This is a genomic window from Streptomyces sp. NPDC001822 (assembly GCF_042892135.1).
GTDB lineage: Bacteria > Actinomycetota > Actinomycetes > Streptomycetales > Streptomycetaceae > Streptomyces.
The window spans coordinates 191,109-213,678 of record NZ_JBIATW010000006.1 but is presented as its reverse complement, the minus strand read 5'-3'; the positions used below and the strand labels follow the sequence as shown (position 1 = coordinate 213,678).

The window sequence follows — 22,570 nt, the reverse complement described above, 5'->3', positions numbered from 1 at the left end:
CGGATCAACCGGCACGACCCGCGGTCCGCGAAGCTCAGACGCCCTGCGGGGCCAGCTTCGGGTTCGCACCGTACTCGTTGACCTCGTTCGAGCCCTCGAGGCACGAGAAGACGAGCAGGACGATGCCGCCGAAGGGGACCACGCCGAGGAGGATCCACCAGCCGGAGCGCCCCGTGTCGTGCAGACGGCGGACCAGGACGGCCAGGGACGGGATGATCACTGCCACGACGTAGATGAGGTAAGGGATCGTCGTGTCGACGGCGACGCTTATGCCCAGCAGGACCGCGAGCGCGATGATGTTGAACAGCGTGTACATCCAGTACTCCTTGCGGCGCGCTCGTCCGCTGAAGCCCGCGTAGTTCTTGAGTACAGCCAGGTACCAGCTCATGGTGCATTCCCTCCCCTGGCGCCCCCCGTTCGGGACGCACACTTTTTCGGCCAAGCACAGCGGAAGGTAAGGCACAGATAAGGACACGGTCAAGCACAGGCGTACTTCCGCCGAAACGTACATCCACCTGCCGCATTACCGTGTCCTTATCGACTCCGAACACCTGGTGAAACAGCGCCAGTTGGTGCTCAAGCGAAACAAATAGGCCACAGGGACCGCTTTCGCCATCTATCCGCTCAAGGCGAGACGCGGCTCGGCGGCGCCGCCGAGGGACCGGAACGGCCCAGGACGACACCGCCGAATCACCACAGAACCCACCCGCCAGGAAGCCCGCCGGGCGGGACCCGGCTCAGTCCGCGAGGGGCAGGTAGACCCTGTTGCCGGCGGCGGCGAACTCCCTGGACTTCTCCGCCATCCCCGCCTCGATCTCGGCCTGCTGGTCCCCGTGCTCACGCCGGATGTCGTGCGAGATCTTCATCGAGCAGAACTTGGGACCGCACATCGAGCAGAAGTGGGCGGTCTTCGCCGGCTCGGCCGGCAGCGTCTCGTCGTGGAACTCCCGTGCCGTGTCGGGGTCGAGAGCGAGGTTGAACTGGTCCTCCCAGCGGAACTCGAACCGGGCGTCCGACAGTGCGTCGTCCCACTCCTGGGCCCCGGGATGCCCCTTGGCCAGGTCCGCCGCGTGCGCCGCGATCTTGTAGGTGATGACGCCGGTCTTCACGTCGTCCCGGTTCGGCAGCCCCAGGTGCTCCTTGGGCGTGACGTAACAGAGCATCGCCGTCCCCCACCACGCGATCATCGCGGCACCGATGCCCGAGGTGATGTGGTCGTACGCCGGCGCGACGTCGGTGGTCAGGGGGCCCAGCGTGTAGAAGGGGGCCTCCTCGCAGATCTCCTGCTGGAGGTCGATGTTCTCCTTGATCTTGTGCATCGGGACGTGCCCCGGGCCCTCGATCATGGTCTGCACGCCGAACCGCTTGGCGACGGTGTTGAGTTCGCCCAGCGTCCGGAGTTCGGCGAACTGCGCCTCGTCGTTGGCGTCCGCGATGGAACCGGGGCGCAGGCCGTCACCGAGCGAGTACGTCACGTCGTACGCCGCGAGGATCTCGCAGAGGTCCTCGAAGTGCTCGTAGAGGAACGACTCCTTGTGGTGCGCCAGACACCAGGCAGCCATGATCGAACCGCCGCGGGAGACGATGCCGGTCTTGCGGCGGGCCGTCAGGGGGACGTACGGCAGCCGGACACCGGCGTGCACCGTCATGTAGTCGACGCCCTGTTCGGCCTGCTCGATGACCGTGTCCTTGTAGATCTCCCAGGTCAGCTCCTCGGCCCGGCCGTCCACCTTCTCCAGGGCCTGGTAGAGCGGCACGGTGCCGATCGGGACCGGACTGTTGCGCAGCACCCACTCGCGGGTCGTGTGGATGTTCCGCCCGGTGGAGAGGTCCATGACCGTGTCGGCCCCCCACTTCGTGGCCCAGGTCATCTTGTCCACCTCCTCCTCGATGGAGGAGGTGACCGCGGAGTTGCCGATGTTGGCGTTGACCTTCACGAGGAACCGCTTGCCGATGATCATCGGCTCGATCTCCGGATGGTTGACGTTGGCCGGAAGCACGGCCCGGCCCGCCGCGATCTCGTCCCGTACGACCTCGGGGGCGACGTTCTCGCGGATCGCGACGTACTCCATCTCCGGAGTGATCTCGCCCCGGCGCGCATAGGCGAGCTGGGTCACCGGGCTGCCGTCGCGGCTCCGCCGGGGCTGTCGCGGCCGGCCGGGGAAGACGGCGTCGAGATTCCGCAGGCCGCCGCGTGGCGACGTGTGCTTCAGCCCGTCGTCCTCGGGGCGCGCGGGGCGTCCCGCGTACTCCTCGGTGTCGCCGCGCGCGATGATCCAGTTCTCCCGGAGAGGGGAGAGCCCGCGCCGGACGTCGGTCTCGGTGGTGGGGTCGGTGTACGGCCCGGACGTGTCGTAGAGCGTCACGTCCTTGCCGTTGGTGAGGTGCACCTGACGGACCGGCACCCGGAGATCCGGGCGCGAGCCCTGGACGTATCCCTTGTGCCAGCCGATGGACTTCCCGGCCTCGGTGCTCTCGGTGCTCTCGGTGCTCTCGGTGCTCTCCGCGTATCGCGCTTGCTGCGCGTTCCGCTCCGAGGCAGGCGTGCGTGCGTCCGCTGTGGTCATCAGACCTACTCCCTACGCCGGCATTACCCGGTAACAGGTTCGGCGGTCGGCGCAGCTGTCCCGTACGGATATACGGAGGTCAGCGCCCTCTCAGCCCGGTGCTCCGAGCTCCCGCGTGTGCAAATGTGCCTCCACGCTAGCGGCCCGGCTGGCGTGCTGGCCAGAGGGCCTCCACCGTTCTTGGGATGATCGGCGTGTGACGTCCCCCGGAAGCGCTCCCGAACCGCACGGCCCCGCGTCAGGCAGCACGCAGAGTCATGCCCACGCCCACACGCACAGCCACGGCCCCGCCGCACCCGTCTCGAAGCACCTGCGCAAGGTCATCGCGGCCGTCGTGATCCCCTTCGCCACGGCCGTCCTGGTCGGCCTCGTCGCGTTCTGGCCGGGCGGGGCGCCCGCCCACGAACGCACGGGTGTCGGTTTCGACCGGCAGACCCAGGAGGGCAGGGTCGTCGAGGTCGTCAGGGTCGACTGCTCGGACGTCAACGCCGGGCAGGTCCCCCCGACCGGAGACACCTCCACGCTCTCGGGCAGGGAGGCCGTCAACGAGCAGTCGGGGCAGTGCAAGAAGGCGACCGTCGAAGTGACGACCGGCGAGGACGCGGGCCGCAGGTTCGTCGAGATCATCCAGCCCGACGCCACCCGGCAACTGGAGGAAGGGCAGGGCGTGATCGTGGCCTACGCCCCGGACGCGCCCCGCGATCTGCAGTACTCGGTGACGGACGTGGACCGCACGGTCCCCATGGCCCTGCTGGCGGGGATCTTCGCCCTCGCGGTGGTCGTGGTGGGGAGGATGCGCGGGCTGATGGCGCTGATCGCGCTCGCGGTTTCCTTCGCCGTGCTGACGCTGTTCATCCTGCCGGCGATCCTGCAGGGCTCGAATCCGCTCGTCGTCGCGGTGATCGGGGCCAGCGCCATCATGCTGATCGCCCTCTACACCTGCCACGGGCTGACGGCGCGTACGTCGGTGGCCGTCATCGGCACCCTCATCTCGCTGGTGCTGATCGGTCTGCTGGGCTCGCTCTTCATCGGCTGGGCGCACCTGTCGGGCAACACGGACGACAACACCGGCCTCATTCACGGTCTGTACCCGGAGATCGACATGAGCGGCCTCCTCCTGGCCGGTGTGATCATCGGTTCGCTGGGTGTACTCGACGACGTGACCGTCACGCAGACGTCCGCGGTGTGGGAACTGCACCAGGCGGACCCCACGATGGGCGTACGGCGGCTCTACCGCGCCGGCATCCGGATCGGGCGCGACCACATCGCCTCGGTCGTCAACACCCTCGTACTCGCCTACGCGGGCGCGGCCCTTCCCCTGCTCCTGCTCTTCTCGATCGCCCAGAGCAGTGTGGGCACCGTCGCCAACAGCGAACTCGTCGCGGAGGAGATCGTCCGGACACTGGTCGGCTCGATCGGGCTGGTCGCCTCGGTGCCGGTGACGACGGTGCTCGCGGCCCTGGTGGTCTCCGCGGACCGCACGGGGCTCGGCGCGGAAGCCGGAGTTCCGGCCCCCGCGCGGACCGGGAGGGGACGACGCCGCAAGGCGTGATCCGGGGGCGCCGGACACGTGGCCCCCGGGCGGCCGGTGTTCGATGACCGGCCGGGTTTTCCGGCTCAGCCGGCGTTCTGTTCCTTCGCCAGGATGCGCCCGAGTGCCTCTTCCAGATTGCCGTCGAAGTCACTCAGCGTGTGCTCCTGTCCCAAAGGCACCAGCTTGTCCGTCCGGTCGAGAAAGGCCACAAGGGGTGCGGTACCGGCCCGGAACAGCGCGCGGTCGGCGCCGACCTGCAGCCGGATGTGGACGTCCGAGAGCCCTTCGGGCTCGGTCGGGCCGATGTGCACATCGCCGTCACCGCTGGGGCTGTTGAGCCCGTCGAGCAGCAGCTCACGGCCGAACGCCCAGGTGACGGGGGCGTCACCGGGCAGGTGGAAGGTCATCCGGATCGCGTACGGATCGCTGACCTCGTATCGAAGCTCCACCGGAATACGGAAGGAAAGCTCCTCGGAGACGAGGAAGCTCATCATGACCTCTGCCTGAACCGACTCGCGCATCGTTCAACCCCGCAGTAGATGAATCTGGCCAGGAATGATCCCCCATGGCCCTATTGACGCCATCGTGGTGCACGCGCTAGCAGATCACAAGGAGTGATTTTTCAGATACTGATAGAGAACACGAACGAGCGCAAGAGCGCGGTCACTTCGCAGCGTAGTTGTTCGATTGCGGCGAGCAACCGTTCTTCTTGCTGCAGGGGGAGAGATACAGCCATGGCCGCCACGGCGGAGCCGACGGTGATCGGGATGGCGGCGCACACCGTTCCGATGGCGTACTCCTGGCGTTCGACGACCGGTTCCGAATGTTTCATCGCCCTGAGCCGGGCCAGGAGTGTCTGACGGTCCCTCACGGAGTAACGCGTCAGCGGCCTGACGGGATAGCGGTCGAGATGGTCCTCCCGCGCACGCTCGTCGAGCTGGCCGAGCAGACACTGTCCGATCGCGTGGGCGTGGCCGGCCTCACGGAACGCCACCCACTCCCGCACCGCGGGAGCGGCGGGCGAGTCGGCGACCGCGATCATCTCGATCTCGCCCTCCCGGTACAGGCCGCAGTACACGGGTGCGCCGACGACCTCCGCCCAGTGCGCGAGGGAGTCGACGATCACCCCGGGACGCGGGGTGGCGGGGCCACCGCCCAGCCGCTCGGCGGCCGCGCCGAAGAGGAAGACGCCGTTCTCCCGGCGGAGGTATCCCTCATGGGTCAGGGTGCGCAGCAGGTGATAGGCCGTGGGGAGGGGAAGACCGGCCTCCCGGGCGAGCTGCTTGGCCGGCGCCCCGTCCCGATGGGTGCCCACGGCCTCCATAAGTCGCAACGCCCGCTGGACCGAACCGATCAATGTCGGTACAGCGGTGCTCGATGCCGTGGTCACAGGTCGCCCCCAGGCATGGTGACGGGCTGTCAGCCCTCCCGTGGGGGCCGCCCCCACGGGCCCGCCGCGAGACTGGGGTCCTGAGACCGGACGGTCGCACAAACCACTGGGCAGGATGGTGACGAGCCGTCATTTCCCAGCTGGCGGCAGCGGTACGTCACTGTATCGGCACGATCTGCCACGGGAAGGTTTTCGTCCAGGACTTAGCTCCGCTGGGCTAACGCCCGGCCCATGACCGCCCGCCGGCCCTCGGAGCCGCCGCCCGGCGGGGCTCGGCGGACGACCGCCCGGGGCCTTCTACCAGTCGCTGCGGGAGGACGAGCCCGTGAACTTCCGCACGACGAAGACCAGGCCGCCCACCAGGACGACGAAGACCAACGCCTTGAACAGCAGACCGATGACGAACCCGACCACGCTGGCGATCAGGCCCCCGAACACGACGATCGCGATGAGAGGCACCGCGACCCACTTCACCCACCAGGGCATCCCCGCGAAAATCTCCCGCACCGCCATCGCCGCTACCTCGTCTCCGTGAGTTCCTGCCTCGATGCTAGAGGCGCCGGAGCGGCCGGCGGGGGGCCGGGAGCCCTTGGAGTCCCCTGAACGATCCCCTAGGGAATCGCGGTGGCCCGGGCCGGCGTTCCCTGGGGGGACGCGGCCGGGAGAGCCTCGGAGCAGGGAGCGCCGCTCAGGCTTCCGGGGGCGAGAAAACCACCATCACCCGCAGGTCCTCCGTGATGTGGTGGAACTTGTGGGCCGTCCCCGCCGGTACGTACACCACGCTTCCCCTCCCCACCTGTGTCGTCTCCATGCCGACGGTGATCGAGGCGCGACCGCTCACGACGAGGTACACCTCGTCCTGCTTGTGCGGCTGCTGGGGGTCGAGCGCTCCGGCGTCCAGGGCGTAGAGACCCACGGACATGTTGCGTTCCCGGACGAACTGCAGGTAGGCACCGTCGTTGGCGGCGCGTTCCGCCTCCAGCTCGTCCAGCCTGAATGCCTTCATCGTGCGTCCGCCCCTCGTGCCCGTACTCGTCTGTCCCGCCGGTGCCCGTCACCGATCACGTCTGCCACGATCAGACACATGAAGAATTTCGTAGTCAAGACGATCGCCAACGCGGGTGCGCTGGCCGTGGCCATCTGGCTGCTCCAGGACATCACGCTGACCGGCGACGACACCGGGCGCGAAGTGCTCACCCTGCTGCTCGTGGCCCTGCTCTTCGGCCTGGTGAACTTCATCGTCAAGCCGGTGGTGAAGCTGCTCACCCTGCCCCTGTTCGTCCTGACGCTCGGGCTGCTCACTCTGGTCGTCAACGCCCTCATGCTGATGCTGACCTCATGGCTGGCCGGCGGCGTCGACCTGAACTTCCATGTCGACGGCTTCTGGACCGCCGTCCTGGGCGGTCTGATCATCTCGGTCGTGTCGTGGGCGCTCAATGTGGTCCTCCCCGACGAGGACTGAGCCCTCGCCTGATGGCACAGTGCGGAGCGGACCGGTGGACACCGGTGGACTCCGGGGAGAGCAGAGGAACGAGCATGAGCACCATGGGCGACGGAACACGGGCCGTACGAGCGGGCCTGCCCGAACCGGAACAGTACGAACCCACACTCCCGGGTCCCGTCTTCGCCGCGCACTTCCACCTGTCCGGAGAGCCCGTCGGCCCCTACACGTACGGCCGGGACACGAACCCGACCTGGACTCATCTCGAACGGGCCATCGGCGAGCTGGAGGCCCCGGGGGAGCGGGTCGAGACCACCGTCTTCGCCTCGGGCATGGCCGCCGTCTCGGCGGTACTGCTGTCCCAGGCGCGCGCGGGAGACGTGGTGGTCCTGCCCGACGACGGCTACCAGGCGCTCCCCCTGGTGAGGGAGCAGCTCGAGGCGTACGGCGTCGAGGTCCGGACCGCACCGACGGGCGGCAACGCCCAGCTGGAGCTGCTGGAGGGCGCCAAGCTGCTGTGGATCGAGACGCCGTCGAACCCGGGGCTCGACGTCTGTGACGTACGCGAGCTGGTCGAGGCGGCACACGCCGCGGGCGTCCTCGTGGCCGTCGACAACACGCTCGCCACCCCGCTGGGCCAGCGGCCCCTCGATCTGGGGGCGGACTTCTCGGTGGCCAGCGACACGAAGGGCATGACCGGGCACGGGGACATCCTGCTCGGCCACGTGACCTGCCGGGACCCGGCGCTCGCCGCGGAGGTGCGGCGCTGGCGCAAGGTGGTCGGCGCGATCCCCGGCCCGATGGAGGCCTGGCTCGCCCACCGGTCCCTGGCCACGCTGCACCTGCGGATCGACCGGCAGTGCGCGACCGCGCTCACCCTGGCCCAGGCGCTCTCCGAGCGCGCGGACGTGACGGGACTGCGCTACCCCGGACTCCCCGGTGACCCGTCCTACCCGACCGCCGTGCGGCAGATGCGGCGCTTCGGATCGGTCGTCTCCTTCGAGCTGGCGGACGAACAGACCGCGGAGCGCTTTCTGGCGGCCCTGCGGCTGGTCGACGACGCGACCAGCTTCGGCGGCGTCCGCTCCACCGCTGAGCGCAGGGCCCGCTGGGGCGGGGACGCGGTTGCGGCGGGCTTCGTGCGGTTCTCCGTCGGCGCCGAGGACCCCGCCGACCTGCTCGCCGACGTGGAGAGCGCACTGGACGCGGCCGCACGGTGACCACCGCGCGCTGATGGTCGCAGCAGGACCGGTCCCGGGACTGGGCGTCCCCGTCCACCGGGCCGGTCCTGCTGGGGACGAGCGGCCCGAGTCTCCCCCCTCGTGACTCGGACCGCCCCGGCTCCTGCACGAAGAACCGCTTCGACAAGGCTAGTTGACTGTGCGTCAGTGTCCAATCACAGGAGCGGCAGCGACCTATCGACATATTTATAGTTGTGGCGGACGGACGACTGGACGGTTGAGGGGCGGACCATGGACCTGGCGCTGTTGCGTACGTTCGTCACGGTGCACCGGGCCGGTTCGTTCACCCGGGCCGCGGCACTGCTCGGGCTGTCCCAGCCCGCCGTCACCTCGCAGATCCGCACGCTGGAACGGCAGCTGGGCCGCCCTCTCTTCCTTCGCAGGGCGCGCGGCGTCACCCCGACCACCGTGGGCGACGAACTCGCCCACCGGGCCGCTCCGCACCTGGACGCACTGGTGGACATAGTCGAGGCCGGGCTGGACGACGCATCGGGGGTGCGAACGCTGCACCTGGCAGGACCTCCCGAGTTCACCTCGCTGCGCGCTCTGCCCGCCCTGGCCCCACTGGTCGCGCAGGGGCTCGCGTTGCGCGGCACCTTCCTCGCGAACACCGAGGAGGCGATGGAAGGACTGGCTGCCGGGCACCACGATCTGGCCATCACGACGGCGCGCCCGAGGGGCGGACCGCTGACCTCCACGACGCTCTGCGACGAGGAGCACGTGCTGGTCGCGGCACCACGCTGGGCCGGGCGGCTGGGGCCGGGGGCTCTGAAACACCGTGGGCCCGTCCTGCTGGAGCAGCTGCCCGTCGTCGAGGTGCACGAGAGCCTTCCCCTGGTCTCGCGCTACTGGGCCGCTGTCTTCGACAGCCGTCCCGCGGCTTCCGCCGCGGTCATCGTTCCCGACCTGCGCGCCGTGCTGGAATGCGCCGCGGCCGGCGCCGGTCTCGCGGTGCTGCCCCGCTACCTCTGCGCGGACGCCCTGGAGCGGGGCGAGGTCGTGGCCCTGCTCGACCCCCCGGTGCCCCCGCTCCGCACCTACTTCCTGATCGCGAGGACCGGCACACTCGGCCTCCCGCACATCGCGCGGGCCCACGAGTGGCTGACGCGCGCCGCCGTGGACTGGTGACCGGTCTGCCGACTGGAGTTTCAGAACGCCCTTCCTGGGCCACTCTCTTGCCATGACCGAACGCCCTGTGGTCAAGCGCACAGCCCGAGCCGTCCTGCTGGACGGCAATGACCTGATCCTCATCAAGCGCACGAAGCCCGGAGTCGACCCTTACTGGGTCACGCCGGGTGGCGGGGTCGAGCCGGAGGACTCCTCCGTCGTCGAGGCGCTCCACCGCGAGATCGACGAAGAACTCGGTGCCAAGGTCGTCGATGTCGTGCCGTGTTTCGTCGACACCGTCGAGCACATCGTCGGCGGTGGCGTGAAAGGCGTGAAGGTGCAGCACTTCTTCGTCTGCCGCCTGGCATCGATGGACCTCTCGCTCCGTCACGGTCCGGAGATCGACGAACCGTCCGGGGAGTACGAGATCGTGCGCGTGCCCTTCAGCCGTGTCGGCATCGCGGCGGTGCACCTGGTGCCGCTCTCGTTGCGGCACTACCTGGACGGCAACATCGAGGGAGTTCGCGCACTGCACGCCTCCGACCTGGGGTGATCTTCCGCTGCGCGGCCGGAGCGCGCCCGGGGCGCACGACGGGTGAAACGGTGCCCCGGCCGGAGCGTTCGGCGCAGGTGGAAGCGGAGCCATCGTGCGGGCGCGACGCGGGCACCACCGGGCGCGGTCAGCGTGTGCGCCGCGAGCGGGGTCCGCCATGTACGCCGAGGCCAGTAGCCGTGGATACTCCCGCCGTCGGATGACCCGGCGTCCCCCGCTTGGCACCGTGTTTCACGTGAAACCACTCAAGCGTCCCGTGCGCCGAAGCATCCTCGTCTCTCATGTAGCGGTGTCCGTGGGCTGGCTGGGCCTCACCGTGTGCCTGCTGGTCCTCGGCCTCGCCGCCTTCCTCACCGACGACCCGGGCATGGCTGTGGCCGCCACCCGTGCGATGAAGGTGCTCGCGGACTGGCTCGTGACGCCGGTCGCCCTGCTTTCCCTGGTCAGTGGGCTGATCCTGGCACTCGGCACTCCGTGGGGTCTGGCCCGGCATCGATGGGTCTGGGTGAAGTTCTGGCTGACGCTCATCGCCACGGGGCTGTCGGTCTTCTCGCTCCGTCCGGGCATCGACGAGGCCGTGGCCCGGGGTGCGGCAGACATCGATCTCGTCATCGCACCCTCGGTGGCCACGGCCACGTACCTCTTCGTCACCGCGATATCGGTAGTGAAGCCCTGGGGACCGACCCGCCGAGGCCGCCTCCGGCGACGGTCTCGGGAGACCGGTCGGCTGCCTGTGGGTCTCGGGTGAGCGTGCGGCGCTCCAGCATGCCGGAGAACGCCGCCAGGAGGAGAGCCGAGCCGGCGAGTACGGCACCGACCCAGTTGGGCGCGGTGTAACCGAACCCGGCGGCGATGACGATGCCTCCGAGCCAGGCCGAGAGCGCGTTGCCGAGGTTGAAGGCCCCGATGTTGACGGCCGAGGCCAGGGTGGGCGCACCCGCCGCCTGGTCGAGGACCCGCTTCTGCAGCGGCGGGACGGTCGCGAAGCCCAGGCCACCGATGAGGACGATGGTGATCGCTGCCGCGACCTTGTTGTGCGCGGTCAGGGTGAACAGGGCCAGGACCACGGCGAGCGCGCCCAGGGACACGTACAGCATGGGCATCAGGTGGCGGTCCGCGAACCTTCCGCCGAGGAGGTTGCCGCCGACCATTCCGAGCCCGAAGAGCACCAGCAGCCAGGTGACGGACGAGGTGGCGTACCCGGCGGTCTCCGTCATCATCGGCGTGATGTAGGTGATCGCCGCGAACACCCCTCCGAACCCCAGCACCGTCATGGCCATGGCGAGCAGCACCTGGACGTTGCGGAACGCGGCCAGCTCGTGCCGGATCCTGACGCCCTCGGGCTTCGGCTGCTCGGGGACCAGCCTGGCGACACCGGCGAGCCCGAGGGCCCCCAGTCCGGCGACGACCAGGAACGTGAGTCGCCAGCCGAAGTTCTGCCCGATGAAGGTCCCCAGCGGTACACCGACGACATTGGCGACGGTGAGCCCGGTGAACATCATGGCGATGGCACCGGCCTTCTTCTGCGGCGCCACCAGATCTGCCGCCACGACGGACCCGATACCGAAGAACGCTCCGTGGGCGAGGGAAGCGATCACCCGCCCCATGAGCATCACACCGAAGGTCGGAGCGAGCGCGGAGACGACGTTCCCGACGATGAACAGCCCCATCAGAACCATCAGCATGCGCTTACGAGTCACCCGGGTACCCAGCACCGTCATCAGCGGGGCACCGAGAACCACACCCAGGGCGTAGCCCGTGACCAGGAAGCCGGCGGTCGGGATCGAGACCTGGAAGTCCGCCGCGACATCAGGGAGAAGCCCCATGATCACGAACTCTGTCGTCCCGATGCCGAAGGCCCCTATGGCCAGGGCGAGGAGCGCGAGCGGCATGTGTGCCACCTTCCAAGAGATTGCGTCTGCGCTTTACGAGCGTTCACAATAATTGCAGGCGCAGGTTAATTGCAAACGCGGGCTATTGCGAACGTGCCCTATCCTTGAGGCAAGCAGCTCCCGCACGGAGGGAAGACCATGACAGCGACCGATCCCGCACTGACGGCCCTGGCCCAGAGCTGGTGCGCCCTCTCCCTGCTCCACGGAAAGATCGAGGCGCGCATCGAGCGGGCGCTGCAGTCCGGGCACGGCCTCAGCGCGCGGGAGTTCTCGCTGCTCGACGTCCTGAGCCGCCAGCACAGCGGCACAGGAGGACACCTGCAGATGAAGCAGGTGGCCGACGCCGTGGTGCTCAGCCAGAGCGCCACCACCCGGCTCGTCACCCGGCTCGAGGATCGCGGCCTGCTCACCCGTTACCTCTGCGACACGGACCGCCGGGGCATCTACACGGATGTCACGGCCGCGGGTCTCGAACTCCTCGGCGAGGCACGACCCACCAACGACACCGCGCTGCGCGCCGCTCTGGACGAAGCTGCCGAGAACCCCGAGCTCGCTCCGCTCGTCCGGACGGTCGAAGCACTCAAGGTGCCTGCCTGAAACCCGGCGCACGCGGGGGGCCTGCCATAGCCGTAGGACCCCTTCGCTCGAACCGGCTGGCCGAGCGTGATGAGCGCGCGCCCGAACCGACCGACTGAGGACGGTGCGGGCCGACCGGCTGAGCCGGCGGGCCGACCGACCCGGTGAGCCGTGTGCGGGCCGACCGGCCGGCCGAGCGGGGTGCGCGCTTCGAGGTCGGCGGCCCCGGGGCAAGCCCCCTCCCAGGAATCCGCGGCGCTCAAGGCCCTCTCCTGGGCCGGTGCATTGCGTACTCTGCCGATCATGAGCGATCTCGACATACGCCCTGCCGCACCCACGGACATCCCGGCCGTCGTGGCCATGCTCGCCGACGACCCGCTGGGGGCGCAGCGCGAGTCCCCGGACGACCTCGCGCCCTATCACGCCGCGTTCCAGCGGCTCGCCGACGATCCGAACCAGCATCTCGTCGTCGCCGTACGCGAGGGCCGCGTCGTGGGAACGCTGCAGCTCACAGTGGTCCCCGGCCTGTCGCGACGCGGGGCCACCCGCTCGCTCATCGAAGGAGTCCGCGTCCACGCCGACGAACGGGGCAGCGGTCTCGGCACCCAGCTGATCCAGTGGGCGGTCGACGAATCCCGCCGCCAGGAATGCCAGCTGGTACAGCTGACCTCGGACGCCACGCGCCTCGACGCCCACCGCTTCTACGAGCGGCTCGGCTTCACGGCAAGCCACGTGGGATTCAAACTCGCACTGTGAACCCGTAGGGCCCCGGGAAGTCCCCGACGCCGAGAGGGCAGACACATGTACCGCATCGACGACGAGCAGCGCAGAACCAGGCTGGGGCGACGTCATCTGCTGGCTGCGTCCGGGCGCACCGACTCGGTCGTGGCCGTGGCGGACGCCTTGGTGGCCCTGCACGCGACTGACGCCGCGACGCTCCACCTCTCCGTGTGCGCACGCCTGTCCGACCCCGGGACCGCCGTCGTCGAGCGGGCGCTCTACGACGACATCGCGCTGGTCCGTCTGCTCTCGATGCGGAACACCCTGTTCACCGTCTCCAGGGAGGTCGCGCCCTTCGTCGACGCGGCGAACGCACGCGCGGTGGCAGCCAGAGAACGCCGCAAGCTGCTCAAGCATCTGCGGGAGGACGGCAACGGCCTGGACGAACGGTGGCTCGCCGACACCGAGGCCGAGACGCTCACTGCCCTGGCCGCCCGAGGGCATGCGACGGGAAGCGAGCTATCCGCTGCCGTGCCGGCCCTGCGTACAAGGATCACGGTCTTTCCGGGCACGAGGCAGGAAGCGGCGCAGGGGGTCGCCTCCCGCGTCATCAGAGTGCTCGCCGCGGACGGCCGGATCCGGCGGGACCGGCCGCGCGGTTCGTGGACGTCCAGCCAGTTCCGCTGGACCGGCGCCGAACCGTGGCCCGCGTCGGAACCCGCCGGAGCACGGGCGGAGGTGGCCAGGCGCTGGCTGCGCTCCTACGGTCCCGCGACCGAGGAGGATCTGAAGTGGTGGACCGGCTGGGGCGCCCGCGACACACGTGCGGCTCTGGCCGCCGCCGGTGCGCAGGAGGTACTGCTCGACAGCGGGGCCGTGGGCCTGGTCGCCCCGGGTGATCACGACCCGGAACCACCTCCGGAACCCTGGGCCGCTCTGTTGCCCGGCCTGGACCCCAGCGCGATGGGCTGGGCCGACCGCGGCTTCCATCTCCCCGCCGAACACCGTGCCGCGCTTTTCGACCGAGCCGGCAACGTCGGCCCCACGGTGTGGTGGAACGGCACGATCGTCGGCGGATGGGCCCAGCGTGCGGACGGCGAGCTCGTGTGGCGGCTCCTGTCCGACGTGGGCGACGAGGCAGCCCGGCTCATCGAGGCGGAGGCGGCCCGGTTGTCGGCATGGGTGGGCGCGGCCCGGATCACTCCCCGCTTCCGTACCCCGCTGGAGCGCGAACTGTCGGGGTGACCATCCCGCTGCCCGTCCGAGGGGCGTGAGCGCATGTCCCTCGGAGGGCGCGGGCTGGACGGCGGCCAGGAGCGGCGCACGTCACGGCCAGGAGCGGCGCACGGCAGTCGCGGAGGACGTGCCCGACGGCGAGGAGTCACCGCCATCGGAGGGGACCGTCTCGGACGGCGAGGTGGCCGGCGTTTCACGTGAAACGCCGGCCGGGGCCCTCAGGTGGCGAGACCGCGCCAGCCTCCTTCGTCCACGCCGCCGGGAACGTCCGCGTCACGCTCGTACGGCTCCCGCGTGAAGGCGAACGATCCGAGGTCCAGGTGATCGACCGTGCCGTCGTCCGCGCGCACGATCCTGAGGGTCTCCCCCGCGTAGTAACCGTTCAGGCCCGTCCACGTCCCGTCGGGGCACGCCCGGAATCGGGCGGAACGACCGGGCCCGCGCAGCGGCAGGAGTTCCAGGCCCCGGTCAGCCAGCAGTTTCAGGCCGTAGACGTGAGTGCCCCAGTACCAGGGGCCCGTGAGCGCGAGCAGTTCCTCGTCGAACTCGGGGAGCGGGCGCCACGGTTCGGGAATCCTCGGCTCCGCGTCCGCGACGATATGCAGGAGGTCAGCGGCGATCGACCCCGTGAGGGGACCGGAGGTGGCGTTGGAGAGCACCACCGCAGCCACATCGTCCTCGGCGCTGAACCACAGAGCGGCGACGAAGCCCGGCAGCGATCCCGAGTGCCCCAGAAGGGTGCGGTCGTTCCTCCTCACGGCCTGCAGACCGAGTCCGTAGGTGGCAGCCCATTCCCCAGCTTCGGGCGGGGCGGCCGGTGCACGCATCTCCTCGACCGAGGAGACCCGAAGCACACGTTCGTCGCCCCCGGCCAGGAAGGCGGCGAAGCGGAGGAGATCGGTGGTGGTCGACCAGAGCTGGCCTGCCGGAGCCATGAGCCCGAGGTCCTCGGACGGCTCGGGCAGCATGACGTCCGCCCAGGGATGCACGGCCCACCCTCCGGCGTGCGGAGCCCGGGCCTCGGGAGTCGTGCGGTCCATGCCGAGGGGTTCCAGGATCTCCCGGCGCAGTACGTCGGCCCAGGGCTCTCCCCGGAGCTTCTCCACGAGCGAACCGAGCAGCGTGTAACCGGGGTTGGAGTAGTGATGGGCGTGGCCCGCGGGATGCATCAACGGCTTCTCACCCAGCACGTCGGCCAGTGCCGGCCGCATGTCCCCCGGCGTCCTCTCCCACCACGGCGCGGGCGTCTCGGCCCCCAGACCCGCACTGTGGCCGAGCAGTTGGAACACGGTCACCCTCCCCGCGTCCGTGCCGGGCAAGTACTTCTCCAGAGGGTCGTCCAGGTCCAGCAGGCCCTCGTCCCGCAGCCGCATCACCAGCACCGCGGTGAACGTCTTGGTGATGGAACCGATCCGGAACTGCGTATCGCCGTCCGGGGCATGGCCCTCCACACAGCTCCGGGCACCGCTCCAGGCGATCCGGCCGTCTCGCTGCACCGCGGCAACGAGCGAAGGGGCCCGCCCTTCGGACTGCGCGGTGGCCACACGATGGAGGAGGGCACGTCGAGTGCCGGGGAGCAGGGATTCGGAAGAGTTCATGCCCAAGGATGGCCCGTACGGCGATCACCGGGCGAACCGTTTCCCGGCGGCCTGGATCACCGGGGCTGATCGCACCGTCCGAGGTACCCGCGACGGATCTCACTGAGCAGCCGCCGTCGACTGTGGCAAGGGGCAAGCGGCAGGGGACGGACTTCCGGCTGCTGTGACCAGCCGTAAGCCGGTTGTGGCCCGATGTGCCGAGCTGGGATGCTCCTCGGGCGTCCCGCACGGACGAGGAACCCGCACCTGAAGCCTGCTGGACGCATGACGAAGGGACACTTCATCGATGCGCATCCTTCTGATCGGGCCGCCCGGAGCGGGCAAGGGCACGCAGGCAGTGCGCCTCGCCACGCATCTGTCGATCGAGCACATCTCCGCCGGTGATCTGTTGCGCGAGCACATCGACCGGGGCTCCGAGCTCGGGCGGGACGCCCGTACGCACATGCTGGCCGGCCTCCTGGTCCCGGACGAGGTCATGATCGAGGTGGTCGAGAAGCGCTTGGCCCGCAGGGACGTCGTGCAGGGATTCCTGCTGGACGGCTTCCCTCGCAATCGTGTCCAGGCGGAGGCACTGGACCGCATCCTGACCGGCTCGGAGTCGCGACTGGATGCCGTGCTGGACCTGGAGATCCCCGAGGCCGAGGTGATCAGACGTATCGCCGGGCGGCGGCTGTGCCGCCAGGACCGCCGGCACATCTTCCACGTCGACTACAGCCCGCCCGAAGCGGCGGGACGCTGCGACCTCTGCGGCGGTGAGCTGTACCAGCGGACTGACGATCTCGAGGTGACTGTCCGCAGGCGGCTGGAGGTGTACCGCAGCGAGACGGCCCCTGTCGTCGACCACTATCGGCCCCGAGGCCTGCTGACCACGATCTCCGCCCTCGGCGGGGTCCAGGAGATTTTGGACCGTGCGCTGGCCGCCATCAGCCGGGGCCCGGACGAAGCCGCGGACGAAACCCGGGACGCGTCGAGCAACTGACCCTCGACTCCGCCGGCCCCGCGCGTACGGCGCGTACCGGGCGGCCCTGTACGCCGACTGTAGGTTCTCACCTTCGGTGTCATATCGCGACGCTGTGACCTGCAGGTCTTGGCGATGTGTCACCCGGGTCGGCATGGGCGCTGCCTCACGGCCATGTCGTTTCGCGGATAGATCGCCGGCGTCGTCAGGATGGTCGAGCAGGGGCTCAAGCGTCGATGAGATCTCGCTCCATCGCCTGTCCCCGCCGAAGCCCCACATGTCCGACAGCGTGAACCCCTCAGCGTGGGTCAAGCGCTGGCGGAAGACGGTTTACCAGCCACTGGTCGCTGCACTTCGCGACCTGCACCGGGTTCCCGTACTCATGGGACGTACCGTTCATCGATCCGCTGAGCGACGGGCGATATCGCGTCTGCGGTCCTTCTCGTGGAACGGTCATCGGTGAATGCGACACCGCGGCAACTGCCATCGCCAGGGTGGTGGTCGCGCTTCCGGCCAACTGCGGGCCCGCTGTCGCAGGCACCGCAAACGATCAGCGTCAGGGCTGACTCGCGATCTGGCTCTGCATGATGCTGATGGTCGCGATGACCCTCTCGCCGAGGGAGTCAGTGTCATGGCCGCCGCGTTCGGCGCGTGCAGCAGTGCCTTTCCACGTTTGATGTAGGTCTCGCGGCTCGTGTCAGAGACCACCGCTGTGACCTGCGGCTCCCGGATCTGTCGCACGACGTGCCGGGGTTGATCAGTCTCACCACGGTGGCGGATCCCCAGGGCCGAGCTCGTCACCCGTCTTCATCGTCGAAGTCGTAGGGCGGGATGGTCCATCGCATCACCATCTCGCCCGCCTCGTCGGCTTCGAGCGTGACCGGATACACCTGGCCGGCGTCCCGCTCACCGCGGTGCCTGATCGAGTGGTCGCCCTGGTCCCATTCGATGCCGAGCACCTGGCAGCCGCCGACCTCGATCGCTCCGGCGCGGAGCGGGTGGTGCCACCCGGCTCGCCGGAAGCGGTGGTAGTCGGTGTGCTTGTCGATCGAGACCACGAGGCCCTTGCCGTGGAGGCGGTCGCACCAGGCGGCGAGTTCGGCCGCACGGGCGGCCGCCTCGGCCATCGGGAGGTCGAGCCACCCATGCGGTCCGTCGACGCCGTGCTGCGCGATCCGCTCGCCGCCGAACTCGGCGTGCGCGTCGTCCGCGTACCTGCCCCAGTAGAAGACGTCAGCGAGCCCATCGGCTGGCTCACCGTCCATTCCCGTCCACGTGTACAGCCCTGCGGCGTCGCCGATGACCATGCCGCACCGGTCAACGGGCAGGTCCCCCAGCTGGACCGGCACCGATCGATTCGCAGTCCCGGGCCACGGAAGGCCGGGGCTGATCTCCAGGGTCGCGATCGTCGGCTCTTCGTCGAACGGGGATGGCGAGGTACTCGCCCTCACCTTCAAGGGCCGGTCCGCGACGGCTGGGACCGCGACCGCCTCGCACAACCACTCGCGAAGATGGCCTCCTCCCGACGCCGCTGCCGCCCTGGCGCGCCCTGGCAAGGGCTGCCCGAGCTCCCGCCAGTAGTCGATCCATCCGGCCATGCCGAGCACCAGCACGCCAGACGGTGCGTTGACGGATCCCAGGTCAACGAAGGTCTCCTGCATGCGCTGATTGTGCCTTCCCCGTACGACAGGATTCTGTGCGAGCTACCGCAGCGACCTGCGAATCTCAGTTCAGTGTCCGATCCGGCTTCAATCCGACATCGACCGTGAGATTCCGACACGGGATTTGAGATCCCACATGTGAGAACCCGTACGACGACGCCTCAGGTCTGCGCCATGTCCACGAACCGCGAGTAGTGGCCCTGGAACGCCACGGTGATCGTCGCCGTCGGACCGTTACGGTGCTTGGCGACGATCAGGTCCGCCTCGCCCGCGCGCGGTGACTCCTTCTCGTACGCGTCCTCGCGGTGGAGAAGGATCACCATGTCGGCGTCCTGCTCGATGGAGCCGGACTCACGCAGGTCGGAGACCATCGGCTTCTTGTCGGTGCGCTGTTCGGGGCCACGGTTCAGCTGCGAGAGCGCGATGACCGGCAACTCCAGCTCCTTGGCCAGGAGCTTGAGGTTTCGGGACATGTCCGAGACCTCCTGCTGACGGCTCTCGGCCCGCTTGGCGCCACCGGACTGCATCAGCTGCAGATAGTCGATGACCACCAGCTTCAGATCGTTGCGCTGCTTGAGGCGACGGCACTTCGCCCGGATCTCCATCATGGACAGGTTGGGCGAGTCGTCGATGTAGAGCGGAGCCGCGGAGACATCCGGCATACGCCGTGCCAGCCTCGTCCAGTCCTCGTCAGTCATCGTGCCCGACCGCATGTGGTGAAGCGCCACACGTGCCTCGGCGGACAGCAGGCGCATCGCGATCTCGTTGCGCCCCATTTCCAGGGAGAAGATCACACTCGGCAGATTGCCCTTGATCGAGCAGGCGCGGGCGAAGTCCAGAGCCAGCGTGGACTTACCCATGGCCGGGCGGGCCGCGATGACGATCATCTGACCGGGATGCAGACCGTTCGTCAGGGCGTCGAGGTCGGTGAAACCGGTCGGCACACCCGTCATCTCGCCGCTTCGGGACCCGATGGCCTCGATCTCGTCGAGAGCCCCTTCCATGATGTCGCCGAGCGGGAGGTAGTCCTCGCTGGTGCGCTGTTCCGTGACGGCGTAGATCTCGGCCTGGGCGGAGTTGACGATCTCGTCGACGTCGCCGTCCGCCGCGTATCCCATCTGCGTGATCTTCGTACCGGCTTCGACCAGCCGGCGGAGCACGGCCCGCTCGTGGACGATCTCCGCGTAGTACGAGGCGTTGGCCGCGGTGGGAACCGACTGGACCAGGGTGTGCAGATACGGAGCCCCGCCGACCTTGGTGATCTCGCCGCGCTTGACCAGCTCGGCCGCGACGGTGATCGGGTCGGCCGGCTCCCCCTTGGCATAGAGGTCGAGGATCGCCGTGAAGACGGTCTCGTGGGCCGGACGGTAGAAGTCGTGGCCCTTGATGATCTCCACGACGTCGGCGATGGCGTCCTTGGAGAGGAGCATGCCGCCGAGCACCGACTGTTCGGCGTCGAGATCCTGCGGAGGCACCCGCTCGAAGCCGGACGATCCCCCGTCCCAGCCGCTCTCACGGCCGCGCTCGTGCTGCTCGTCGCGCCCCTTGCCCTCTCCGCGGCGCTGACGGGACACGGGCAGACGGTCACTGGGACCGACGTCGGCCCAGGGATCGTCCAAAGGCTCGGGAATGCTCACCGGGCCACCTCCTCCCGTCCGCGTCGCGGACCTAGCCGTGCCACTCTTTCTTACGGCACCGCACCGACAAACAAGACGCCCGACTCCGGTTCCGGCGCGTCTGGTTCTGCGGTTTTCCGAGCCGAGACGGAGTGCGGGCGCCGCACCACGGTAGGCCCGTCCGCACCGTCAGCCAATCTGGTTATCCACAGGGCATGTGGACGACGGACCAGATGCTGTGGAGAACTCGGCAGAACCTGTGCACGGACCGGGGGACAGCACTGTGGACAAACTCATACCGGATCCGCCGCATCCCGCATGACCTGGCCTTTCTCCGTCCACGGCCTGTGGGAGAGAAAAACTTTTGCCCGCAGCCCAAGATCACCGTAACCAGTCCCCGACAGAGGTCGTTACGACGAGTTGAGTAAGGATCCCTACGGGATTGCATCTCTTACCTGTGGAAGATTAGATTGGCCCCCATGACCCAGGCTCCCGCCGCCCGGCGGCCGTCCCGCCGCAGACATGATCGCGAGATCATCGCCCTCGCCGTACCCGCCTTCGGCGCGCTCGTCGCGGAGCCGCTTTTCGTGATGGTCGACAGTGCCATCGTCGGCCATCTCGGCACTCCTCAACTGGCCGGCCTGGCCATCGCGGCGGCCCTCCTGACCACCGCGGTCAGCATCTTCGTGTTCCTCGCCTACGCCACCACCGCTGCCGTCGCCCGCCGCGTCGGCGCGGGCGATCTCGCTTCCGCCATCCGCCAGGGAATGGACGGCATCTGGCTCGCCCTCATCATCGGCGTGGCGGTGGTCGCCCTCACTCTTCCCCTGGCTCCCTGGCTGGTGGATGCCTTCGGTGCGTCGGACACGGCAGCGCCGTACGCCAGCACCTACCTACGGATCTCCAGCCTGGGCATTCCGGCCATGCTCATCGTCCTGGCGGCCACCGGCGTACTGCGCGGACTGCAGAACACCCGCACACCTCTCTACGTCGCGATCGGCGGATTCGCGGTGAACGGCGCCCTCAATCTCGTGCTCGTCTACGGTGCGGGGCTCGGGATCGCGGGATCCGCGTGGGGAACGGTCATCGCACAGGTGGCGATGGCGCTCGTCTACCTGATCGTCGTCGTGCGCGGGGCGCGTCGGCACGGGGCCTCGCTCCGTCCGGACCTGGCGGGCATTCGTGCCAGCGCCCAAGCGGGTATCCCCCTGCTGGTCCGCACCCTCTCGCTGCGGGCGGTCCTGCTGATCGCCACAGCGGTGGCCGCGCGACTCGGAGACACGGACATCGCCGCCCACCAGATCATCCTGTCGCTCTGGAGCCTCGCGGCCTTCGCGCTCGACGCGATCGCCATCGCCGGGCAGGCCATCATCGGCCGGTACCTGGGAGCGAGCGACACAGAGGGCGCCCGGGAGGCCTGCCGCAGGATGATCCAGTGGGGAATCGCGTCGGGGGTGGCGCTGGGACTGCTGATCGTGCTCGCCAGGCCGCTGTTCGTCCCGCTGTTCACCGGCGACACCGATGTGCAGAACGCCCTGCTCCCTGCGCTGCTCGTGGTGGCTCTCTCCCAGCCGATCTGCGGTGTGGTCTTCGTGCTGGACGGAGTGCTGATGGGAGCGGGGGACGGCCGGTACCTCGCTTCGGCCATGCTCCTGACGCTGGCAGTCTTCGCTCCGTTCGCGCTCCTCGTCCCCAGCCTCGGAGGCGGTCTGACCGCTCTCTGGTGGGCGATGACGCTGATGATGGGAGTGCGGCTGATGACGCTCTGGCTGCGCATGCGTTCCGGTCGCTGGATCGTCACGGGTGCCACGCGTTGAAGGGCCCACACTCCCGCGCGACTCCGTTTCACGTGAAACCGGCCCGCGTTCCCCTCGCAAGCTAGCCCAGTCCCGCAACTCGGCTCCCTGAAAACAGGCCGTTACCTCTGCCCGTTTCACGTGAAACGGTCCACCCCGTCCGTTTCACGTGAAACGACGAAGGGCCGCACCCAAGGGTGCGGCCCTTCACCTAGCTCCACTGAGCTGTGCCCTTAGGCAGCAACGACCTCGATACCGAGCTTCGCGGCAACCTCGGGGTGCAGCCGGACGGACACCTGGTGTCCGCCGAGCGTCTTGATCGGCGAGCCGAGCTCGACGCGACGCTTGTCGACGTCCGGACCACCGGCAGACTTGATCGCGGAAGCGATGTCAGCCGGGGTGACGGAGCCGAACAGGCGGCCGGCGTCGCCGGAGCGAACGGCCAGCCGGACCTTGACGGCCTCGAGCTTGGCCTTGATCTCGTTGGCCTGCTCGATCGTCGCGATCTCGTGGATCTTGCGGGCGCGGCGGATCTGCGCCACGTCCTTCTCGCCACCCTTGGTCCAGCGAATGGCAAAGCCACGCGGAACCAGGTAGTTACGGGCGTACCCGTCCTTGACGTCCACGACGTCACCTGCGGCACCGAGGCCTGTGACCTCGTGGGTGAGGATGATCTTCATGATT

General features: G+C 68.9%; 22 protein-coding genes, 1 pseudogene and 1 riboswitch. Of the genes and pseudogenes, 12 read left to right on the top strand and 11 right to left on the bottom strand.

Annotated features, from left to right (window positions below; translation table 11 throughout):
* Positions 1 to 34: 34 nt before the first annotated feature.
* Positions 35 to 388, bottom strand: a complete 354-nt coding sequence (locus ACFYY2_RS16525; RefSeq protein ID WP_388742873.1) for a DUF805 domain-containing protein — start codon at positions 386 to 388, stop codon at positions 35 to 37.
* Between the two features lie 349 nt (positions 389 to 737).
* Entirely contained in the window at positions 738 to 2,567 is a 1,830-nt protein-coding gene (gene thiC, locus ACFYY2_RS16520; RefSeq protein WP_388742870.1) for a phosphomethylpyrimidine synthase ThiC, read from the bottom strand.
* A riboswitch (TPP riboswitch) is annotated at positions 2,560 to 2,692 on the bottom strand. Its footprint overlaps the gene before it by 8 nt.
* A gap of 71 nt (positions 2,693 to 2,763) precedes the next feature.
* Between thiC and ACFYY2_RS16515 the strand changes: the two genes are divergently transcribed.
* Entirely contained in the window at positions 2,764 to 4,119 is a 1,356-nt protein-coding gene (locus tag ACFYY2_RS16515; protein WP_388742865.1) for a YibE/F family protein, read from the top strand.
* Positions 4,120 to 4,184: 65 nt separating this feature from the next.
* On the opposite strand, the gene ACFYY2_RS16510 is transcribed toward ACFYY2_RS16515, so the two are convergent.
* From ACFYY2_RS16510 to ACFYY2_RS16495, 4 genes are all read right to left on the bottom strand, one after another.
* Entirely contained in the window at positions 4,185 to 4,622 is a 438-nt protein-coding gene (locus ACFYY2_RS16510) for an SsgA family sporulation/cell division regulator (RefSeq protein WP_327116726.1), read from the bottom strand.
* A gap of 101 nt (positions 4,623 to 4,723) precedes the next feature.
* Complete coding sequence (locus ACFYY2_RS16505) at positions 4,724 to 5,491, bottom strand: IclR family transcriptional regulator (protein WP_388742863.1); 768 nt, start codon at positions 5,489 to 5,491, stop codon at positions 4,724 to 4,726.
* A 297-nt stretch (positions 5,492 to 5,788) separates the two neighbouring features.
* The gene (locus ACFYY2_RS16500; RefSeq protein WP_388743422.1) at positions 5,789 to 5,998 is read right to left on the bottom strand and encodes a DUF5326 family protein; all 210 of its coding nucleotides are present in this window, start codon (positions 5,996 to 5,998) and stop codon (positions 5,789 to 5,791) included.
* A 181-nt stretch (positions 5,999 to 6,179) separates the two neighbouring features.
* Positions 6,180 to 6,497, bottom strand: a complete 318-nt coding sequence (locus ACFYY2_RS16495) for a cupin domain-containing protein (RefSeq protein ID WP_327116730.1) — start codon at positions 6,495 to 6,497, stop codon at positions 6,180 to 6,182.
* A 78-nt stretch (positions 6,498 to 6,575) separates the two neighbouring features.
* Between ACFYY2_RS16495 and ACFYY2_RS16490 the strand changes: the two genes are divergently transcribed.
* From ACFYY2_RS16490 to ACFYY2_RS16470, 5 genes are all read left to right on the top strand, one after another.
* Complete coding sequence (locus tag ACFYY2_RS16490) at positions 6,576 to 6,953, top strand: phage holin family protein (protein ID WP_388742860.1); 378 nt, start codon at positions 6,576 to 6,578, stop codon at positions 6,951 to 6,953.
* Between the two features lie 74 nt (positions 6,954 to 7,027).
* Complete coding sequence (locus tag ACFYY2_RS16485) at positions 7,028 to 8,152, top strand: cystathionine gamma-lyase (RefSeq protein ID WP_388742858.1); 1,125 nt, start codon at positions 7,028 to 7,030, stop codon at positions 8,150 to 8,152.
* A gap of 252 nt (positions 8,153 to 8,404) precedes the next feature.
* Entirely contained in the window at positions 8,405 to 9,301 is an 897-nt protein-coding gene (locus tag ACFYY2_RS16480) for a LysR family transcriptional regulator (protein ID WP_388742856.1), read from the top strand.
* Positions 9,302 to 9,353: 52 nt separating this feature from the next.
* Positions 9,354 to 9,833 (top strand): NUDIX domain-containing protein, encoded by a 480-nt coding sequence (locus ACFYY2_RS16475; protein ID WP_388742853.1) that lies wholly within the window; start codon positions 9,354 to 9,356, stop codon positions 9,831 to 9,833.
* Between the two features lie 235 nt (positions 9,834 to 10,068).
* Complete coding sequence (locus ACFYY2_RS16470; protein ID WP_388742850.1) at positions 10,069 to 10,581, top strand: DUF2269 domain-containing protein; 513 nt, start codon at positions 10,069 to 10,071, stop codon at positions 10,579 to 10,581.
* Here the strand turns inward: ACFYY2_RS16470 and ACFYY2_RS16465 are convergent.
* Positions 10,481 to 11,725, bottom strand: coding sequence for an MFS transporter (locus tag ACFYY2_RS16465; protein ID WP_388742847.1), 1,245 nt, complete (start codon positions 11,723 to 11,725; stop codon positions 10,481 to 10,483). The genes ACFYY2_RS16470 and ACFYY2_RS16465 overlap by 101 nt on opposite strands.
* A gap of 138 nt (positions 11,726 to 11,863) precedes the next feature.
* Here ACFYY2_RS16465 and ACFYY2_RS16460 point away from each other — a divergent pair, with 138 nt between their 5' ends.
* From ACFYY2_RS16460 to ACFYY2_RS16450, 3 genes are all read left to right on the top strand, one after another.
* Entirely contained in the window at positions 11,864 to 12,322 is a 459-nt protein-coding gene (locus ACFYY2_RS16460) for a MarR family winged helix-turn-helix transcriptional regulator (RefSeq protein WP_388742845.1), read from the top strand.
* 282 nt (positions 12,323 to 12,604) lie between these two features.
* The gene (locus ACFYY2_RS16455; protein ID WP_388742842.1) at positions 12,605 to 13,057 is read left to right on the top strand and encodes a GNAT family N-acetyltransferase; all 453 of its coding nucleotides are present in this window, start codon (positions 12,605 to 12,607) and stop codon (positions 13,055 to 13,057) included.
* Between the two features lie 45 nt (positions 13,058 to 13,102).
* Positions 13,103 to 14,266 carry a winged helix DNA-binding domain-containing protein gene (locus ACFYY2_RS16450; protein ID WP_388742840.1) on the top strand — a complete coding sequence of 388 codons (1,164 nt, stop codon included), beginning with the start codon at positions 13,103 to 13,105 and terminating at the stop codon, positions 14,264 to 14,266.
* A gap of 209 nt (positions 14,267 to 14,475) precedes the next feature.
* Here ACFYY2_RS16450 and ACFYY2_RS16445 read toward each other — a convergent pair whose 3' ends face one another.
* Entirely contained in the window at positions 14,476 to 15,855 is a 1,380-nt protein-coding gene (locus tag ACFYY2_RS16445; protein WP_388742837.1) for a serine hydrolase domain-containing protein, read from the bottom strand.
* A gap of 286 nt (positions 15,856 to 16,141) precedes the next feature.
* On the opposite strand from ACFYY2_RS16445, the gene ACFYY2_RS16440 reads away from it, so the two are divergent.
* Both ACFYY2_RS16440 and ACFYY2_RS16435 read left to right on the top strand, forming a co-directional pair.
* Positions 16,142 to 16,834, top strand: coding sequence for an adenylate kinase (locus tag ACFYY2_RS16440; RefSeq protein WP_388742835.1), 693 nt, complete (start codon positions 16,142 to 16,144; stop codon positions 16,832 to 16,834).
* 320 nt (positions 16,835 to 17,154) lie between these two features.
* Positions 17,155 to 17,379 (top strand): annotated as a pseudogene (locus ACFYY2_RS16435) (DUF6193 family natural product biosynthesis protein); the annotation flags it as partial.
* Between the two features lie 231 nt (positions 17,380 to 17,610).
* Here ACFYY2_RS16435 and ACFYY2_RS16430 read toward each other — a convergent pair.
* Complete coding sequence (locus tag ACFYY2_RS16430) at positions 17,611 to 18,474, bottom strand: hypothetical protein (protein WP_388742833.1); 864 nt, start codon at positions 18,472 to 18,474, stop codon at positions 17,611 to 17,613.
* Positions 18,475 to 18,635: 161 nt separating this feature from the next.
* On the bottom strand, positions 18,636 to 20,093 hold the full coding sequence (gene dnaB / locus ACFYY2_RS16425; protein WP_388743420.1) for a replicative DNA helicase: 1,458 nt from the start codon (positions 20,091 to 20,093) through the stop codon (positions 18,636 to 18,638).
* Positions 20,094 to 20,569: 476 nt separating this feature from the next.
* On the opposite strand from dnaB, the gene ACFYY2_RS16420 reads away from it, so the two are divergent.
* Positions 20,570 to 21,907 (top strand): MATE family efflux transporter, encoded by a 1,338-nt coding sequence (locus ACFYY2_RS16420; protein ID WP_388742830.1) that lies wholly within the window; start codon positions 20,570 to 20,572, stop codon positions 21,905 to 21,907.
* A gap of 212 nt (positions 21,908 to 22,119) precedes the next feature.
* Here the strand turns inward: ACFYY2_RS16420 and rplI are convergent, their stop codons facing one another.
* Positions 22,120 to 22,566: a 50S ribosomal protein L9 gene (rplI, locus tag ACFYY2_RS16415; protein WP_014155197.1), complete on the bottom strand. Its 447-nt coding sequence runs from the start codon at positions 22,564 to 22,566 to the stop codon at positions 22,120 to 22,122.
* Between the last annotated feature and the right edge of the window lie 4 nt (positions 22,567 to 22,570).

Coding starts and splice junctions, on each gene's coding strand:
- ACFYY2_RS16525 (WP_388742873.1), bottom strand. CDS start 388: ATGAGCTGGTACCTGGCTGTACTCAAGAACTACGCGGGCTTCAGCGGA.
- thiC (WP_388742870.1), bottom strand. CDS start 2,567: ATGACCACAGCGGACGCACGCACGCCTGCCTCGGAGCGGAACGCGCAG.
- ACFYY2_RS16510 (WP_327116726.1), bottom strand. CDS start 4,622: ATGCGCGAGTCGGTTCAGGCAGAGGTCATGATGAGCTTCCTCGTCTCC.
- ACFYY2_RS16495 (WP_327116730.1), bottom strand. CDS start 6,497: ATGAAGGCATTCAGGCTGGACGAGCTGGAGGCGGAACGCGCCGCCAAC.
- ACFYY2_RS16490 (WP_388742860.1), top strand. CDS start 6,576: ATGAAGAATTTCGTAGTCAAGACGATCGCCAACGCGGGTGCGCTGGCC.
- ACFYY2_RS16485 (WP_388742858.1), top strand. CDS start 7,028: ATGAGCACCATGGGCGACGGAACACGGGCCGTACGAGCGGGCCTGCCC.
- ACFYY2_RS16480 (WP_388742856.1), top strand. CDS start 8,405: ATGGACCTGGCGCTGTTGCGTACGTTCGTCACGGTGCACCGGGCCGGT.
- ACFYY2_RS16475 (WP_388742853.1), top strand. CDS start 9,354: ATGACCGAACGCCCTGTGGTCAAGCGCACAGCCCGAGCCGTCCTGCTG.
- ACFYY2_RS16465 (WP_388742847.1), bottom strand. CDS start 11,725: ATGCCGCTCGCGCTCCTCGCCCTGGCCATAGGGGCCTTCGGCATCGGG.
- ACFYY2_RS16460 (WP_388742845.1), top strand. CDS start 11,864: ATGACAGCGACCGATCCCGCACTGACGGCCCTGGCCCAGAGCTGGTGC.
- ACFYY2_RS16455 (WP_388742842.1), top strand. CDS start 12,605: ATGAGCGATCTCGACATACGCCCTGCCGCACCCACGGACATCCCGGCC.
- ACFYY2_RS16450 (WP_388742840.1), top strand. CDS start 13,103: ATGTACCGCATCGACGACGAGCAGCGCAGAACCAGGCTGGGGCGACGT.
- ACFYY2_RS16445 (WP_388742837.1), bottom strand. CDS start 15,855: ATGAACTCTTCCGAATCCCTGCTCCCCGGCACTCGACGTGCCCTCCTC.
- ACFYY2_RS16440 (WP_388742835.1), top strand. CDS start 16,142: ATGCGCATCCTTCTGATCGGGCCGCCCGGAGCGGGCAAGGGCACGCAG.
- ACFYY2_RS16430 (WP_388742833.1), bottom strand. CDS start 18,474: ATGCAGGAGACCTTCGTTGACCTGGGATCCGTCAACGCACCGTCTGGC.
- ACFYY2_RS16420 (WP_388742830.1), top strand. CDS start 20,570: ATGACCCAGGCTCCCGCCGCCCGGCGGCCGTCCCGCCGCAGACATGAT.
- rplI (WP_014155197.1), bottom strand. CDS start 22,566: ATGAAGATCATCCTCACCCACGAGGTCACAGGCCTCGGTGCCGCAGGT.